The organism is Vibrio palustris (genome assembly GCF_024346995.1).
In the GTDB taxonomy this organism is placed as follows: Bacteria; Pseudomonadota; Gammaproteobacteria; order Enterobacterales; family Vibrionaceae; genus Vibrio; species Vibrio palustris.
In genome coordinates, this window is record NZ_AP024887.1 from 2,005,885 (window position 1) to 2,022,130 (window position 16,246).

A 16,246-nucleotide genomic window follows, 5' to 3' on the forward strand; every position below is an offset into this window, starting at 1 on the left:
AATAACAAAAGCCCAAGATAACTTGGGCTTTTTTTTCTATTTCTTACGTGATTTAACCATTTCCATCAAGCGCTTGCGTTTACGTTCTTGAGAGAGAGTGCCTTTCCCGCCTTTATTTTCATACGGGTTTTCACTGCTTTGGAATTGAATCTTAATCGGTGTCCCCATGATTTCGAGAGCACGTCGATAGTAGTTCATCAGGTAACGTTTGTACGAATCGGGTAACTCTTCAACCAAGTTACCATGTACAACGATGATTGGCGGGTTGTATCCCCCGGCATGCGCGTACTTCATTTTAACGCGACGACCACGAATCATTGGTGGTTGGTGATCATCTGTCGCCATTTTCATGATGCGCGTGAGTACTGAGGTTCCCACACGAGTGGTTGCCGAGTTATACGCTTCTTGTACTGATTCATACAAATGGCCAACGCCGGTACCATGTAATGCAGAAATAAAGTGAATACGTGCGAAATCAACAAAGCCTAAGCGGCGATCGAGTTCTTTTTTCACGCTTTCTTTTACGTCTTTATCCAATCCATCCCATTTGTTTACCGCGATCACGATTGAACGACCTGCGTTCAAGGCAAAACCAAGTAAGCTAAGATCTTGATCTGAAATATTTTCACGTGCATCGACTACGACTAAAACAACATTCGCATCTTCAATGGCTTTCAACGTTTGCACGACGGAAAATTTCTCAACAGTTTCGTTAATGCGTTTACGGCGACGTACACCTGCAGTATCGATCAATACGTATTCACGCTCATCACGTTTCATCGGGATGTACACTGAATCACGCGTCGTACCGGGCATGTCATAAACAACAACACGCTCTTCACCAAGAATACGGTTAATCAGAGTCGATTTACCCACGTTTGGACGACCGATAATAGCAAGCTTGATCGGTTGATCTTGTAAACGTTTGTACGCTTCTTCTGCTTCTTCTTCGGTGTAGTCTAGCTTTTCAGATTCGTCTTCAATACCTGTGAGGTCTTCAAGTGCTGCTTCTTTTGCTAGTTCTTCTGCAAACGGGGTTAATACGCGATCAATCATGACGCTAACGCCACGTCCATGAGCTGCCGCTATTTGGAAAATATGGTCAATACCCAACTGCCAAAATTCAGCGCTGGCGGCGTCGGCATCAACACCGTCGACTTTGTTCACCACTAAAAACGATGGCTTATCGGATTTACGTAAATGGTCAGCGATCATTTCGTCTGAGGATGTCAAACCAGAGCGTCCATCCACTAAGAACAATACAACATCCGCTTCTTCAATAGCCGCCAACGATTGCTCAGCCATTTTGTTTTCTACGCCTTCTTCAGTGCCATCAATACCGCCGGTATCAATCACAATGAATTCGTTCTCGCCTAGTTTCGCTTGACCGTATTTACGATCACGCGTTAATCCAGGAAAGTCAGCGACTAATGCATCTCGAGTGCGAGTCAGTCGGTTAAATAACGTGGATTTACCAACATTTGGACGCCCAACAAGAGCAATTACAGGTACCATAATAACCTCAACACATCTTCGTTTTTATGTAGTTATAGGGAAAAAGTCTCTTATAGAATAATGTTTACCTAAAATCACATACTATAAATAAGAATAAAACGGCTCCTAGCTGTTACCAGCCAGGAGCCAATTGTGAATTATATCACGTTTTATTTGTCTAGCGTCAGTTTCTTTACAGAACCATCACGCGTGACCACAATAAAACCATCGTCTAATGCGAGTGGCGATACCGCAAACCCACTGCTATCGACTTCTTGCTTGGCAACAAAATCACCTGTATCTGGGTCTAACCAATATAGGTAGCCTTCAGAGTCACCTACGACTAAGTAACCATCAATCATGGTGGGTGCTGTCACTAGGCGATTTTCTAATTTAGCATTGCTCCATAGCTCAGTACCGCTACGTGAATCAACGGCCACTAAGTGATCATCATCAGTCGCTAGAAAAATTTTTGAGCCATCGGTTGCGATGTCGGTCGCTGAAGAATAATTACGCTTCCAAATTGGCTTACCGGAACGTAAATCCACAGCCACTAGCTGTCCATTGTAACCAATCGTATATAAGTTAGTGCCAATGATTAGCGGTGACGCATCGACATCAACTAAGCGATCAATTTCAGTAGCGCCTTTCGGTTGACCAATTGATTGTTGCCAGATCAGTTGGCCGCGATCGATAATCGCTGCCGCTAAACTACCAGATGGCGTCCCCCAAAATACACCGCCAGAAAACGAAACAGGTTCGCTATCTCCACGCAATGTTAGGTTAGGAACTTCGGTACTGATCACCCATTTTTGTTTACCTGTAGTATGATCCAAGGCAATAAGAGAACCTCGGCTGGTATTCACCATGACGACGTTATTATCCGCCACTGGCGTTGCTAATACTTCCGCATCTACATCATGCGTCCATTTTACCTTACCGGTTTTAGCATCCAGCGCGTAAATCACCCCGTTTTCACTACCGATATAGATAAGCCCATAGGCATAACCGATACCACCGGCTAAACGAGCTGGCTTATCTTTCTCCAAATCAGCTTCCCAAACAACGTTTCCTGTCGCTGGGTTTAAAGCTTGCACCTCGCCGTCACGCGAGGCGACATATACGTTGTCATAGGCATAGGCAGGTTTTAATTTGGAATAAAAATCACCAACACCATCACCAATCGAAGTACTCCAATCTGAATCCATCGTAATTTGGTTTTTTACCTGTGGAACAGGTGCCATGATTACGTTGTCTTCTTCTCCAGCACAACCAGCCAATAAGCCCAGTACAGAAGCTGAAAGCAGCACTTTGTTGAACATCTTTCTCATCAACTTAGGCCCTTACTTGGCTAAATCATCCAATTTCATTTGTAGCGTTTGGCTAACATCTTTCGCTTGCTGAGCTTGTGAGTACGCAGAATAAGCTCCGCTTTTATCACCTTTAGCGAGCAATACATCACCACGCAACTCATCAACACGTCCTTCCCAACCTTTGGTTTTAACACCTTTTAGGGTGGTCAGTGCATCGTCATACTGTTTTAGCTCAGACTCTACGCGTGCAAGACGTAACGCTATAACCGGTGCTAATGCGTCATCATCTGTATGTGATTGTGCCCATTTAAGCTGAGTCGCGGCTTTCTTAAGTTCACCTGCTTCTACTTGTACTTTCGCGAGTTGCATGGACGCTAACACGGCATAAGACGTATCTTTATGAGCATCAATGTAATCTTGCACTTGTGATTGAGCTTTGTCGCTGTCGGTCGATAACGCTTGCATCGTCTGGGTGTAGTTTGCAGAGGCATCTTCTTGCTTATCCGTCTGCGCACCTTGATAGTAATTCCATCCTAACAAGCCACCCAAACCAATAACGGCACCAACGATGACCGCTTTGCCATTCTCTTTCCACCAGTCTTTAATCGCTTCAACTGTCTGTTCTTCAGTATCGTAGAGTTCCACTTCTTGTCCTTCTTAAATGAAATATCGCAAAGTCAGCGTACTTATACGAGGTGAGCGAGTTTATCCGCTACTTCGGCTTGTTGTACTGTGGTTTGTTCGCCACCAGCCAGATCTTTAATCACAACTGTACCTTGGTTGACTTCGTCTTCACCTAGTACGAGCGCAATCGCAGCTCCTACTTTATCGGCACGTTTAAACTGCTTCTTAAAGTTACCGCCGCCACAATGGCTCATCACACGCAGTCCTGGAACTTGTTCACGCAGTTGCTCAGCCATTTTCATGCCCGCTAACATCGTGCCTGCACCTGCCGTCACAACGTAAACATCAACCGCGCGGCGCAATGACAGATTCCCCATGTTTTCCATCATTAATACAAGACGCTCAAGACCCATAGCGAAACCGACAGCAGGCGTTGCTTTGCCGCCAAGTTGCTCTACCAATCCATCATAACGTCCGCCACCACATACCGTGCCTTGGGCACCTAAGCTGTCGGTGATCCATTCAAAAACAGTACGATTGTAGTAATCCAGACCACGGACTAAGCGTTGGTTAACTGTATATTCGATACCAGCAGCATCAAGAAGTTCACACAAACCAGCAAAATGTTGTTGGGATTCATCATCTAAGTAATCAGCTAATTTTGGCGCATCACCAAGAATAGCTTGAATATCTTTGTTTTTTGAATCCAATACACGCAATGGATTGGTGTACATACGACGTTTCGCATCTTCGTCCAAAACTTCTTGGTGCTGTTCAAAAAATTCAATCAGAGCCGTGCGGTAATTAGCACGAGCATCAAGAGAACCGATCGAATTAAGCTCTAAACGTAAGTGTTCATAAATACCCAGCTCACGCCATAGACGAGCCGTCATCATAATAAGCTCTGCATCGACATCCGGGCCATCAATACCAAACACCTCAACACCACATTGGTTGAACTGACGATAGCGCCCTTTCTGTGGACGTTCGTGACGGAACATCGGGCCCATGTACCATAGACGCTGTTCTTGGTTGTATAGCAAACCGTTTTGAATGCCTGAACGCACACAGCCTGCCGTGCCTTCTGGACGCAAAGTTAAGCTTTCATCGTTATCATCAAAGGTATACATCTCTTTTTCAACAACATCGGTGACTTCACCAATGGCGCGTTTAAATAGATGGGTCATCTCAACGATTGGCATACGTACTTCGCTATACCCGTAGGCACCGATTACATTCTTAACTACACCTTCCACTTTCTGCCAAAGTGGAGATTGACTTGGGAGACAATCATTCATGCCTCGAACTGCTTGAATTGTTTTAGCCACAATACTTACCGTAATATCGTTGAGATTTTAAGATTCACTATTTACTTCAGTTACATCGATGCGATTTTTCTCATCGAGCATTGATGCTTTAGCACGAATTCTTGCTTCCAATTGGTCGACAAGGTTGTCGTTATCATAACGTTCTTTTTGGCGCACGCCGTCTTCGTAAATAGCGCTTTTGCGATTACTACCCGCTAAGCCTAGGTGTGCAGCTTCCGCTTCTCCTGGGCCATTCACTACGCAACCAATCACCGAAACATCCATCGGTGTTAGCACGTCTTCTAAACGTTGTTCCAATTGGTTAACCGTATTGATGACATCAAACTCTTGACGAGAACAACTCGGACACGCAATAAAATTAATACCGCGCGAGCGAATGCGCAGTGATTTCAGAATATCAAAGCCAACTTTGATTTCTTCTCTTGGATCCGCCGCCAGAGATATGCGTAATGTATCGCCAATACCTTCAGCCAATAACATGCCTAAGCCAATGGACGATTTCACCGCCCCCGCACGCGCACCACCGGCTTCGGTGATACCAAGGTGCAATGGCTGATCGATTTGGTTTGCCAATAGACGATAAGCCCCCACTGATAAGAACACATCTGAGGCTTTCACGCTGACTTTAAATTGATCAAAGTTGAGGCGGTCTAGAATATCCACATGACGCATAGCCGATTCAACCAAAGCTTCTGGTGTTGGCTCGCCATATTTTTCTTGAATCTCTTTCTCTAATGAGCCGCCATTGACACCAATACGAATCGGGATATTTTTATCACGCGCACAATCGACAACGGAGCGAATACGTTCTTCTTTACCAATGTTGCCTGGGTTAATACGTAAACAGTCAGCCCCGTACTCGGCCACTTTCAGCGCGATACGATAATCAAAATGAATGTCCGCAATAAGAGGAAGATTCACCTGTTGGCGAATTTGTTTAAACGCTTCAGCCGCATCCATGGTTGGAACGGATACACGAACTAAATCAGCGCCAACCTGCTCTAATGAGCGAATTTGCGCGACGGTCGCATCAACGTCTGTTGTTCTGGTGTTCGTCATAGATTGAACAGCAATGGGTGCCCCACCGCCGATCGGAACGTCGCCGACATGAATCCGAGTCGAGTTACGACGCTTAATAGGATTTTGTTGTTGCATAATAATGGTCTAAGGTAAGGTCAATCTTGCTACTTTCCCTGAAGTATAACCAGAAAGGTCAACGGATTCATCGCCTAAGGACATTTGAACCGCTTCAGGAGCTCCGAGGACAACTTTGAATGGTTTATTACCACTCACATCTAGAGATTGTCCTTTTTTCTTGATACCGATTGCTAAGGTTTTACCTGTCGCATCTTTTATTTGAATCCAACAATCCGCGATAAAGCGCATTGATAAGGAGGTATTAGGTGTCGCTTGTTCCGTTGATTGGGTGCTTTTTGATGCAGTGGGTGCTGCAGCTTGGCTTTTGTCTATGCTGTCATCACTACTCGACTGCTCCGCTGCCGTTGACTCTTGTTGAGCATCTTCTTTTGGCTCTTGAGACTCTTGCACTGCTTGGTTATCAACTGATGGGTTTGTCAGGTCGCTCACCGTGTTAAATTCTTCGTCCACTGCCGCTTTTTTTATCTCTGACACACTAGGAATCGACGATTTCGTTGAATTAGACTGGGGAGACAACGTATCTTGCTGACTATTTTGATACCACCATAAAGAAGACATACCAATAATCACCAACAGAATAACCCAGGTTAGAGTCATCAAACGATTATCATTTTTATCGCGCTTGGTTTGCTTAGAAAAACTTTGCATAGATTCAGGTTCTGCATCTGCCACTTTGCAATGTTCTTCGTACGATTCTAAAATCTCAGCATCTGACATACCGACGGCTTTGGCATAAGATCGCAAATAACCACGCGTAAACGTTGCGACCTGATCGGATTCAAACTCATTACCTTCGATACTATTGATAATCGCAATACGCAGACGCAATCTACTCGCAACATCCTGCTTAGAGTACCCCAAAGACTCACGTTTATTTTTCAATAACGTGCCGGGTGGAAGCGTGCTTTTGTTGTTGTTCACTGTTGTGTCGTCGTGTTCCATATTCATCCGCGATATTTATCTCTTGTTTGTGCTCAAGTCAAAAGCCTATTGCTAGATTTTTTTATTAGAGTTAATGGCAGACTTCAACAAGGTGATACTTACTAACCTCAGTGTCAACTGAGTTTCAAATTACTTTTAGCCTAATGTTTCATTCTAATAGATATTAGTAACGAAACAACAATGAATTGAATCAGAAATAACAAACAGCTCAAGGTTTTTCCTGATTTTGACAGTAGGATGGGCAAAAATCATCCATTTGCACATTTTATTACAAAACAGGCCAGCGATTGCTGGCCTGTTTCTTTCGTTCTTTTAGATCGCAGTAAATGGAATTGCTTGAGCGGCGAGCTCTTTGGCTTTCGTTCGCTTAGTCCTATCAAGAACCTCACCAACTAACTGGCCACAAGCCGCATCGATATCATCACCACGCGTCTTACGAATGGTCACTGTGTGCTCATGCTTCATCAATGTTTTCTGGAAACGATCGATACGCGAGTTACTTGGCTTGTTATACGGAGAACCTGGGTACGGATTAAATGGAATTAGGTTAATTTTACATGGCGTACCACGCATTAACTGAGCCAGTTCTTCTGCGTGCTCAGTGCCATCGTTCACATGATCCAATAGTACATATTCTACCGTTACTTTACCGCGGTTAGCGTTGGATGTCGCAATATAACGGCGCACCACATCAAGAAACGCATCAATATTCCAACGATCATTGATCGGCATGATTTGGCTACGTAACGCATCGTTGGGTGCATGGAGAGAAATCGCTAAGGCCACGTCGATTTTATCGATCATTTGTTCTAGACCAGAAACCACACCCGATGTCGATACTGTAACGCGACGTTTCGATAGACCAAACCCTAAATCATCTAACATAATTTCCAATGATGGAATTAAGTTTTTCATGTTTAGTAATGGCTCGCCCATTCCCATCATGACAATATTCGTGATTGGGCGGCGGCCTGTTTCTTTTTCCAGACCCACTTCTCGCGCGGCACGCCATACCTGACCAATGATCTCAGAGACACGTAAGTTACGGTTGAACCCCTGCTGTGCGGTTGAACAGAACTTACAATCCAAGGCACAACCGACCTGTGAAGACACACACAATGTGGCACGATCACCATCTGGAATATAAACCGTTTCAACATCTTGGTTGCCGACATTCATTGCAAATTTAATCGTACCATCTGATGAATATTGAGCAGCAGAGACTGTTGGTGCTTGTACCACACATTTTGCGTGTAGTTTCTCGCGCAACTTTTTGTTTAGGTTAGTCATGTTATCGAAGTCATCAATACCAAAATGGTAGATCCACTTCATGACCTGATCGGCACGAAACGCTTTCTCACCTAATTCTTCTGAGAAAAATGTACGCATACCTTTGCGATCAAAGTCTAATAAGTTGACTTTATTACTAGTCATGAAGGCCTCTCAAACGTGGAATAGTCAATAAGGGCGCGAATTGTACAGGCTTTACGCAATGACAACAAGTGTATTAAAACCGCGTTTTCTCTAAGTCTTTATCTAAACTATGGTTTTACTTACCCGAGCCAATAAGTGATGAGTATAAAAAAAGCTTCTGTCGTCAGAAGCTTTCATTTTCACATCGATTTCATTGCTATTTAGCGCGGACAAATCTCTGATGCTGGGAAGAAAAATTCTATTTCACGGGCCGCAGATTCTGGGCTATCGCTGCCATGGACCGAGTTTTCACGCATACTTAACGCATAATCATTGCGTAAAGTACCACATGCAGCTTCATCTGGGTTGGTTTTTCCCATGAGTTCACGGTAACGGGTAATCGCACTTTCGCCTTCCAATACTTGCACCATGATCGGCCCAGACGTCATAAACTCTTTTAGCGGGCCAAAAAAGCTTTTGCCTTCATGCTCGGCATAAAATCCGCAAACTTGCTCGTCTGTCAGGTGTACCATTTTAGCGGCAATGATTTTTAAACCCGCTTTTTCAAAGCGGTTATAAATTTCGCCAACCAAGTTACGCTGAACAGCGTCAGGTTTGATGATAGAAAATGTTCTTTCTAGAGACATAAGATGTCCTTTTTGATTATCGTTAAATGACTATGAATTGGATTATAAAACTTTGGATAACAATAAGATAAATTTTAGCATTCGTGACGAATTATCGACCACGATTGGTGCAAGTCATGATTGTTATCACACAAAGTATGATGATTAGAGAAAATTAACGGGCATATTACCTGCCCGTTAATCCTCGCTAAGTCACGATTAATATTATTGAGTTAAGATATTTGCAAGGGTTTTCACACCCATCCCCGTTGCACCAGCCGCCCACTTGTCGTTCGCTGATTTACGGTAGGTACCTGCGCAATCAAAGTGTAACCAACCTGACTGGTAGTCGCTCACAAAGTGCGACAAAAACGCGGCAGCGGTGCTTGCACCCGGCGCATAATCCCCAGAAGAGATGTTCGACATATCAGCAAAGTTTGATGGCAGCATTTCACGGTGGAATTCAAATAACGGTAAACGCCATAAGCCTTCTTTCTCTTCTGCTGCGCATTGGAGTGCGGTATCTGACAGCGCATCATCAAAGCTCAATAGCGCATGGAAATCATTACCTAAGGCATTTTTGGCCGCACCGGTCAATGTTGCACAATCAATGATCATTTCTGGTTTTTGTTCACTGGCATAAATCAAACCATCAGCCAATACCAAACGGCCTTCCGCATCCGTATTCATCACTTCAACGGTTTTGCCATTTTTGTAACGAATAACATCGCCTAGCTTGAGTGCGCGACCTGAAATCATGTTTTCAGCACAACATAAAATCAGTTTGATGCGCTTATTGCATCCGCGCAAGATAGACAGCGCTAGTGCCCCTGTCGCCGTGCCTGAACCACCCATATCCGATTTCATCGACGTCATCATATTAGACGGTTTCAAGCTGTAGCCGCCTGAATCAAACGTGATACCTTTGCCGACGATACATGCATAAACAGGCGCGTCTTCTTGCCCTGTTGGGTTGTAATCAAGCTGTAGGACGGCGGATGTACGTTGCGAGCCACGGCCGACGGCGTAAGTGCCTTCCCAACCTTCCGTCAATAGATCTTTATCTTTGACGATACGGTAAGTAACCTTTTCTGGGGACAGGGATTTAATAAATTCACCCGCCATTGTTGCCAGCTGACGCGGTGCCACTTCTTCTGCTGTTTTGTTGATGATGTCACGTACCCAGTCGATGACTTTAATACGAGCATTCAGCTCTTCTTGCTCTGCCGCTGGTAGCTCTGCCCATTCAACATGATTGCGGTGTTTCGCTTCGCGATAGCCTTGATAAAAGGCCCAAATGCTTTCTAAGCCCCAGTTCTCTCCGGCCAGTAGGATCTGACGAATGCCCTGCGAGCAGAATTTGCGTGCGGCGCGTTGCACACTAGCGAAATCAGAGAGTTCTTTGACGTGAATGTGAGCACCATGCTCATCAAACGAAATCAATGCGTTTTCTCCCCACTGAGGCTGAGGAGCTTCGGTACTTAAAAATACAGACATATGTGCAGACATGGTTTCTCCTTGTCTTATCTACTATGACGCGAACCTGCGCCATGACGAATCATTATTGTCGCATATTAGCATTATGCGCGAAAAAAATGACAGTTAGAATAAAAAAACGAGCCATTTAGGCTCGTTTTTCAATTGACGATGAGACCGCACTACAAATTAGCGACTCACGAAAAACCCTTAATCAAGCTCATCCATCCAACAAAGAATGATGGCTTCAAGAATTTTCTCGTTAGAACGCTCTGGATCGTCATCAAACTCTTCAAGATCTAATATCCATTGATGAAGGTCTGTAAAGCGGACGTTTTTGGGATCAACTTCTGGGAACTTTTCACTCAGTTCGATCGCAATATCCTGCGAGTCTGTCCATATCATAATTGCTTCCTATTATTGATGTCGCCTAGCGAAAGACGGCTTTGTCGATTAGTGATCTTCTTTCGCGTGGTTAAGCGAGTATTTCGGAATTTCAACCACGAGATCTTCGTCAGCAATACGAGCCTGACAACCTAAACGAGATTCAGGCTCAAGCCCCCATGCTTTATCAAGCATATCATCTTCTAGCTCATCACTTTCATCAAGTGAGTCAAAACCTTCACGAATGATAAGATGGCAAGTTGTACAAGCACACGATTTTTCGCACGCATGCTCAATATCAATGCCATTTTTCAGTGCCACATCAAGCACCGACTCACCGGTATTTCCACTTAGTTCAGCACCTTCAGGGCATAACTCACTATGTGGTAAAACAATAATTTTTGGCATGGTTATTATCTCTATATATCGTCTACAGACTGACCTGCTAATGCGGCACGAATAGATTTATCCATGCGGCGAGAAGCAAAATCTTGGCTGGCTTTATCCGTATCTTTGATGCCTTGTTCAATCGCATCTGGATTTTCGCCGTTACGTAATTCAATCAATGCTTCGATGGACTCAAGTAAGACTGCGCGTTCTGCGTCTGTCAAAAGCTCGTCCCCATCCTGCTGCATAGCAGAAATTAACCCTTCTATCACGCGATCCGCTTCAACACGTTGCTCGGCAAGCGAACGAGCGTGCATATCATCTTCCGCATACGTCATAGAATCGCGTAGCATATTAGCCACTTCATCATCGCTCAAACCATACGCAGGCTTCACTTGAATTTCTGATTGAATACCTGTGCTTTTTTCCATGGCAGTTACTGACAGTAAGCCATCCGCATCCACTTGATAAGTCACACGAATATGCGCTGCACCTGCCGCCATTGGCGGAATGCCTTTTAAAGAAAAACGGGCTAGAGAACGACAATCGTCAACCAGTTCACGTTCGCCCTGCATCACATGAACAGTCATGCCAGTTTGGCCATCTTTAAACGTGGTAAATTCTTGAGCTCGAGCCACAGGAATAGTGGTATTACGTGGAATGATTTTTTCCACCAAACCGCCCATGGTTTCAATGCCTAACGACAATGGAATAACGTCCAGCAGCAACATTTCTGAGTCGGGTTTATTACCGACTAAAATATCGGCTTGCTGAGCTGCGCCAATCGCCACCACTTCATCTGGGTTAATACTCGTCAGTGGTTCTCGTTCAAAAAACTCGCCAACCATATCACGGACCAGTGGAGTACGTGTTGAGCCGCCAACCATGACAACTTCGAGGACTTCATCGACTCCGACATCGGCATCACGTAGAGCACGACGACAAGACATGAGCGTTTTCTTAACCAAAGGCCTAATTAAATCATCAAAGTCGGCACGCGTGAGTGTGCCTTGCCAACCAAGCACGTCGACAATCACGCTATCAGCATTAGACAGATCAACTTTTGCTTGAGTGGCGGCATTAAGTAGCTCACGGTACTTCTCTGCAGATAATGCGCCTTCTATACCTATTGCTTCTTTCAAGTGCTGAGCAATCAATTGGTCAAAGTCATCACCACCAAGGGCTGAATCACCACCGGTTGCCAAGACTTCAAACACACCTTTTGATAAACGCAAAATAGAAATATCAAAGGTACCGCCACCCAGGTCGTAAACGGCAATGATGCCTTCTTGACCCGAATCTAAGCCGTAAGCAATGGCCGCAGCGGTAGGTTCATTAAGTAAACGTAATACATGCAGCCCTGCGAGATTCGCGGCATCTTTCGTGCCAGCACGCTGAGCATCATCAAAGTAAGCCGGTACCGTAATCACTACGCCGGATAGTTCACCTTGCAAAGATTCTTCTGCACGGGCGCCTAAGGCTTGCAAAATATCAGCGGAGACTTGAATTGGATTTTTCTCGCCATGTGCAGTTTGCAAAATAGGTAAGCCTTTTTCACTGGCTTTAAACTGGTATGGCAAGTCTGGGTAGCGAGTCTGAATGTCTTCAAGAGAGCGGCCGATCATACGCTTAACGGAGCTAACCGTATTTTGCGGATCGAATTTCGCATTCTCACGGGCATCGTAGCCCACATTGACAGTATCTTTAGTGTAACTGACAACAGAAGGCAGAATACTACGACCTTGAGGATCATTCAGTGTTGATGCGGTGCCACTGCGTACAGTCGCGACCAGAGAATTAGTCGTGCCCAAATCAATACCGACTGCCAGCTTGTGCTCATGTGGAGCGGCGCTTTGACCCGGTTCTGCAATTTGAAGTAATGCCATGGATGGATCCTTATTCTCGAATTAGCCGAGTAATTTATCTTCGACTTTTTCTATTTCATCTTTTAATTTTGCAATGAATTTAAGTTTGCGAGTTGTCTCAGCTGCACTCTCCCACTCTTCATTATCAAGTTGCTGTTCAACTTGTGTAAGGTGGGTTTTCATCAGTGATGAAACTTTACTATCAAAAGTCATTAAGGCGCTGTCAGGATCGGAGCTAGACGCTATATTTTCCAGCTCTTCACGCAGTTCCATTTGTTCCATCAAAAACATAGGATCTTGCAGTGTTTGCTGCTCACCTCGCAGTTCAATACCATGCAGAGACACAAGATATTCAGCACGGCTAATAGGTGCTTTTAAAACGCGATAAGCATCGTTGATCTGCGACGCTTTCTGAACCGAGGATAACCGTTCACCTTCTGAACCTGATGCGAAGTTATCAGGGTGAAAGCGTTTTTGTAATTCGCGAAACTGAGAAGCAAGAAGGCTACCATCCAGTGTAAACTGAGTTGGTAGCCCAAATAATTCAAAATAGTTCATGTCAAACTTGTCCTGTTTTTCAGGCTAGCCAATACACCGAACTCTGAGCAATTACAGTTAAACGGTGAAGCTTTCACCACAACCACACTCGCCTTTGATATTCGGGTTATTGAACTCAAAACCTTCGTTCAACCCTTCTTTCTTGTAATCCAGCTCAGTACCATCTAGGTAAACTAAACTTTTCGGGTCAATAATTACTTTTACGCCGTTGTCGTCAAAAACCTGATCTTCTTCGTTCAGCTCATCAACGAATTCCAGTACATATGCCATACCAGAACATCCGGTTGTTTTCACACCAAGACGCAGACCGATGCCTTTTCCACGATTATCGAGAAAGGTTTGAATGCGGTGCGCAGCGGTTTCTGAAAGAGTAATGGCCATACTACAACCTTAAATTATCTAAATTCACAAAACAGAGTGGGACCAGCAAGTCCCACTCTTTATTCACTCTAATTACTGAGATTTTTTCTTGTAGTCAGAAACCGCTGCTTTGATAGCGTCTTCTGCAAGAATAGAACAGTGAACTTTCACAGGTGGAAGTTCTAGTTCTTCAGCAATTTGTGAGTTTTGAATTGATGCAGCTTCATCAATGCTCTTACCTTTAACCCACTCTGTTACAAGAGAGCTTGAAGCAATCGCACTACCACAACCGTACGTTTTAAATTTTGCGTCTTCGATGATGCCTTCAGAGCTCACCTTAATTTGTAGACGCATTACGTCACCACATGCTGGTGCGCCAACCATGCCGCTACCAATTGATGGGTCTTCACTCTCAAATGAACCTACGTTACGTGGGTTCTCGTAGTGGTCGAGTACTTTTTCGCTATATGCCATGATTTTTACCTTTAATCCTTTGTGTTATCGAAGCAGTTTAGTGACTGCTCCACTCAACAGTGCTTAGGTCTACGCCGTCTTTATACATATCCCAAAGTGGTGACATGTCACGTAATTTAGTCACGGCTTCACGAATCTGTTTCACTGCGTGGTCTACTTCTTCTTCTGTCGTGTTACGACCGAAAGAGAAACGAATAGAACTATGAGCAAGCTCATCATCTAGACCCAGCGCACGAAGTACGTATGATGGCTCTAGACTTGCTGATGTACATGCACTACCTGATGAGACAGCAATGTCTTTCAATGACATCAGTAATGATTCACCTTCAACAAAAGCAAAGCTAATGTTTAAGTTGTTTGGAAGACGTTGGTCTAAGTCGCCATTGACTGTCACAGCTTCCATATCTTTTAAGCTATCTAGCATACGAGTACGAAGCGCCATGGCATGATCGTAATCTTTTTGCATGTCTTCTTTAGCGACACGGCACGCTTCACCCATACCCACGATTTGGTGAGTCGGGAGTGTGCCTGAACGGAAACCACGTTCGTGACCACCGCCGTGCATTTGCGCTTCTAAACGGATACGTGGTTTACGACGTACGTAAAGCGCACCAATCCCTTTAGGACCATAAATTTTGTGTGCAGAAATGGATAGCAAGTCCACTTTAAGGTTTTGCATATCGATAGGCAGTTTACCCACCGATTGAGCCGCATCAACGTGGAAGACAATTTTACGAGAGCGACATAGTTCGCCAATCGCTTCAATATCTTGAATCACACCGATTTCGTTGTTCACATGCATCACTGAGACAAGGATGGTATCTTCACGCATCGCTTCTTCTAGCTTGGCGATATCAACCAAACCATTAGGTTCAGGGGCCAAGTAAGTCACTTCAAAACCTTCACGCTCTAGCTGGCGACAAGGGTCTAAAACGGCTTTATGCTCCGTTTTAATCGTGATGATGTGTTTACCTTTTTTACCATAAAAGTGCGCGGCACCTTTAATTGCAAGGTTATCAGATTCAGTTGCGCCAGACGTAAAGATGATCTCACGAGGATCAGCATTCAATAGATCAGCAATTTGCTCACGTGCCGTGTCTACTGCTTCTTCTGCCTGCCAACCATAACGATGCGATCGAGAAGCTGGGTTACCGAAGTTACCGTCCATCGTCATGAAGTGAACCATTTTTTCAGCAACGCGTGTGTCAACAGGACAGGTTGCTGAATAGTCGAAATAAATAGGCAGTTTCATTTTCTACTCCAATGTAATATTGCCGCTACGAGCGAGCATTAATACCAGCGGGGGTTGCACTAACGGTGACAGTATTTGAATTATTCTGTGCCATCCCGTGGTTAACCGTCAAACCAGCAGTCTGGCGATCGGAAATTTGTAAAACTTCATTATCAATCATCAACTCACCGAGCGAGATGTTATCTAAGAAGTCACTGATACGTGAGCTTAAGTCACGCCAAAGGGTATGAGTCAAGCAACGAGTTCCACCTTGGCAGTCCCCTTTACCATTACATTTGGTCGCGTCGATGGATTCATCCACCGCAGCGATAACTGTACCGATTGAGATATCTGTTGGTTCAGAACCTAAACGGTAACCGCCACCAGGACCACGAACAGAAGAGACTAATCCAGCTTTGCGTAACTTGGAAAACAATTGCTCAAGGTATGATAGTGAAATACCTTGTCTTTCTGATATATCGGCCAAAGGCACCGGATTTTGTTGCGAGTTCAGCGCTACATCAAGCATCGCTGTTACTGCATATCTTCCTTTCGAAGTCAGTCTCATATCACACCGTATCCACATTGTTTATATGGTCTCAGTGTTCCATAC

Annotated in this window: 17 protein-coding genes; all 17 read right to left on the reverse strand. The window is 44.5% G+C overall.

Translation table 11 applies throughout. The annotated features are described in order from the left end of the window. Positions 1 to 36: 36 nt before the first annotated feature. The 17 genes from der to iscR all read right to left on the reverse strand — a co-directional run bounded on the left by der (position 37) and on the right by iscR (position 16,201). Positions 37 to 1,515, reverse strand: a complete 1,479-nt coding sequence (der, locus tag OCU30_RS09380; RefSeq protein ID WP_077315539.1) for a ribosome biogenesis GTPase Der — start codon at positions 1,513 to 1,515, stop codon at positions 37 to 39. A gap of 149 nt (positions 1,516 to 1,664) precedes the next feature. Continuing rightward, entirely contained in the window at positions 1,665 to 2,825 is a 1,161-nt protein-coding gene (gene bamB, locus OCU30_RS09385) for an outer membrane protein assembly factor BamB (protein WP_077315540.1), read from the reverse strand. A gap of 12 nt (positions 2,826 to 2,837) precedes the next feature. Then, complete coding sequence (locus OCU30_RS09390; RefSeq protein ID WP_077315541.1) at positions 2,838 to 3,452, reverse strand: YfgM family protein; 615 nt, start codon at positions 3,450 to 3,452, stop codon at positions 2,838 to 2,840. Positions 3,453 to 3,493: 41 nt separating this feature from the next. Beyond that, the gene (gene hisS / locus OCU30_RS09395; RefSeq protein WP_077315542.1) at positions 3,494 to 4,759 is read right to left on the reverse strand and encodes a histidine--tRNA ligase; all 1,266 of its coding nucleotides are present in this window, start codon (positions 4,757 to 4,759) and stop codon (positions 3,494 to 3,496) included. Positions 4,760 to 4,786: 27 nt separating this feature from the next. Next, on the reverse strand, positions 4,787 to 5,914 hold the full coding sequence (gene ispG, locus OCU30_RS09400) for a flavodoxin-dependent (E)-4-hydroxy-3-methylbut-2-enyl-diphosphate synthase (RefSeq protein ID WP_077315543.1): 1,128 nt from the start codon (positions 5,912 to 5,914) through the stop codon (positions 4,787 to 4,789). A gap of 9 nt (positions 5,915 to 5,923) precedes the next feature. Further along, entirely contained in the window at positions 5,924 to 6,865 is a 942-nt protein-coding gene (gene rodZ, locus OCU30_RS09405) for a cytoskeleton protein RodZ (RefSeq protein ID WP_077315544.1), read from the reverse strand. Between the two features lie 306 nt (positions 6,866 to 7,171). Then, positions 7,172 to 8,293, reverse strand: coding sequence for a dual-specificity RNA methyltransferase RlmN (rlmN, locus tag OCU30_RS09410; protein ID WP_077315545.1), 1,122 nt, complete (start codon positions 8,291 to 8,293; stop codon positions 7,172 to 7,174). Positions 8,294 to 8,493: 200 nt separating this feature from the next. Next, positions 8,494 to 8,919, reverse strand: coding sequence for a nucleoside-diphosphate kinase (gene ndk / locus OCU30_RS09415; protein WP_077315546.1), 426 nt, complete (start codon positions 8,917 to 8,919; stop codon positions 8,494 to 8,496). 204 nt (positions 8,920 to 9,123) lie between these two features. Beyond that, positions 9,124 to 10,407 carry an aminopeptidase PepB gene (gene pepB, locus OCU30_RS09420; protein WP_077315547.1) on the reverse strand — a complete coding sequence of 428 codons (1,284 nt, stop codon included), beginning with the start codon at positions 10,405 to 10,407 and terminating at the stop codon, positions 9,124 to 9,126. A gap of 177 nt (positions 10,408 to 10,584) precedes the next feature. Continuing rightward, positions 10,585 to 10,779 (reverse strand): Fe-S cluster assembly protein IscX, encoded by a 195-nt coding sequence (gene iscX, locus OCU30_RS09425; RefSeq protein WP_077315548.1) that lies wholly within the window; start codon positions 10,777 to 10,779, stop codon positions 10,585 to 10,587. A gap of 48 nt (positions 10,780 to 10,827) precedes the next feature. After that, entirely contained in the window at positions 10,828 to 11,166 is a 339-nt protein-coding gene (fdx, locus tag OCU30_RS09430; protein WP_077315549.1) for an ISC system 2Fe-2S type ferredoxin, read from the reverse strand. A gap of 11 nt (positions 11,167 to 11,177) precedes the next feature. Further along, the gene (gene hscA, locus OCU30_RS09435) at positions 11,178 to 13,031 is read right to left on the reverse strand and encodes a Fe-S protein assembly chaperone HscA (protein WP_077315550.1); all 1,854 of its coding nucleotides are present in this window, start codon (positions 13,029 to 13,031) and stop codon (positions 11,178 to 11,180) included. A 21-nt stretch (positions 13,032 to 13,052) separates the two neighbouring features. Beyond that, positions 13,053 to 13,568, reverse strand: coding sequence for a co-chaperone HscB (hscB, locus tag OCU30_RS09440; protein ID WP_077315551.1), 516 nt, complete (start codon positions 13,566 to 13,568; stop codon positions 13,053 to 13,055). Positions 13,569 to 13,625: 57 nt separating this feature from the next. Then, on the reverse strand, positions 13,626 to 13,949 hold the full coding sequence (gene iscA, locus OCU30_RS09445) for an iron-sulfur cluster assembly protein IscA (protein ID WP_077315552.1): 324 nt from the start codon (positions 13,947 to 13,949) through the stop codon (positions 13,626 to 13,628). Between the two features lie 72 nt (positions 13,950 to 14,021). After that, on the reverse strand, positions 14,022 to 14,402 hold the full coding sequence (iscU, locus tag OCU30_RS09450) for a Fe-S cluster assembly scaffold IscU (RefSeq protein ID WP_077315553.1): 381 nt from the start codon (positions 14,400 to 14,402) through the stop codon (positions 14,022 to 14,024). A gap of 37 nt (positions 14,403 to 14,439) precedes the next feature. Further along, on the reverse strand, positions 14,440 to 15,654 hold the full coding sequence (locus OCU30_RS09455) for an IscS subfamily cysteine desulfurase (RefSeq protein WP_077315554.1): 1,215 nt from the start codon (positions 15,652 to 15,654) through the stop codon (positions 14,440 to 14,442). 25 nt (positions 15,655 to 15,679) lie between these two features. Further along, the gene (gene iscR, locus OCU30_RS09460) at positions 15,680 to 16,201 is read right to left on the reverse strand and encodes a Fe-S cluster assembly transcriptional regulator IscR (RefSeq protein WP_077315555.1); all 522 of its coding nucleotides are present in this window, start codon (positions 16,199 to 16,201) and stop codon (positions 15,680 to 15,682) included. Positions 16,202 to 16,246: the final 45 nt, after the last annotated feature.

What these genes read in the sequence shown, in the direction of transcription:
- der (WP_077315539.1), bottom strand. Translation starts at nt 1,515, where the DNA reads ATGGTACCTGTAATTGCTCTTGTTGGGCGTCCAAATGTTGGTAAATCC.
- bamB (WP_077315540.1), bottom strand. Translation starts at nt 2,825, where the DNA reads ATGAGAAAGATGTTCAACAAAGTGCTGCTTTCAGCTTCTGTACTGGGC.
- ispG (WP_077315543.1), bottom strand. Translation starts at nt 5,914, where the DNA reads ATGCAACAACAAAATCCTATTAAGCGTCGTAACTCGACTCGGATTCAT.
- rodZ (WP_077315544.1), bottom strand. Translation starts at nt 6,865, where the DNA reads ATGAATATGGAACACGACGACACAACAGTGAACAACAACAAAAGCACG.
- rlmN (WP_077315545.1), bottom strand. Translation starts at nt 8,293, where the DNA reads ATGACTAGTAATAAAGTCAACTTATTAGACTTTGATCGCAAAGGTATG.
- ndk (WP_077315546.1), bottom strand. Translation starts at nt 8,919, where the DNA reads ATGTCTCTAGAAAGAACATTTTCTATCATCAAACCTGACGCTGTTCAG.
- pepB (WP_077315547.1), bottom strand. Translation starts at nt 10,407, where the DNA reads ATGTCTGCACATATGTCTGTATTTTTAAGTACCGAAGCTCCTCAGCCT.
- iscX (WP_077315548.1), bottom strand. Translation starts at nt 10,779, where the DNA reads ATGATATGGACAGACTCGCAGGATATTGCGATCGAACTGAGTGAAAAG.
- fdx (WP_077315549.1), bottom strand. Translation starts at nt 11,166, where the DNA reads ATGCCAAAAATTATTGTTTTACCACATAGTGAGTTATGCCCTGAAGGT.
- hscA (WP_077315550.1), bottom strand. Translation starts at nt 13,031, where the DNA reads ATGGCATTACTTCAAATTGCAGAACCGGGTCAAAGCGCCGCTCCACAT.
- hscB (WP_077315551.1), bottom strand. Translation starts at nt 13,568, where the DNA reads ATGAACTATTTTGAATTATTTGGGCTACCAACTCAGTTTACACTGGAT.
- iscA (WP_077315552.1), bottom strand. Translation starts at nt 13,949, where the DNA reads ATGGCCATTACTCTTTCAGAAACCGCTGCGCACCGCATTCAAACCTTT.
- iscU (WP_077315553.1), bottom strand. Translation starts at nt 14,402, where the DNA reads ATGGCATATAGCGAAAAAGTACTCGACCACTACGAGAACCCACGTAAC.
- OCU30_RS09455 (WP_077315554.1), bottom strand. Translation starts at nt 15,654, where the DNA reads ATGAAACTGCCTATTTATTTCGACTATTCAGCAACCTGTCCTGTTGAC.
- iscR (WP_077315555.1), bottom strand. Translation starts at nt 16,201, where the DNA reads ATGAGACTGACTTCGAAAGGAAGATATGCAGTAACAGCGATGCTTGAT.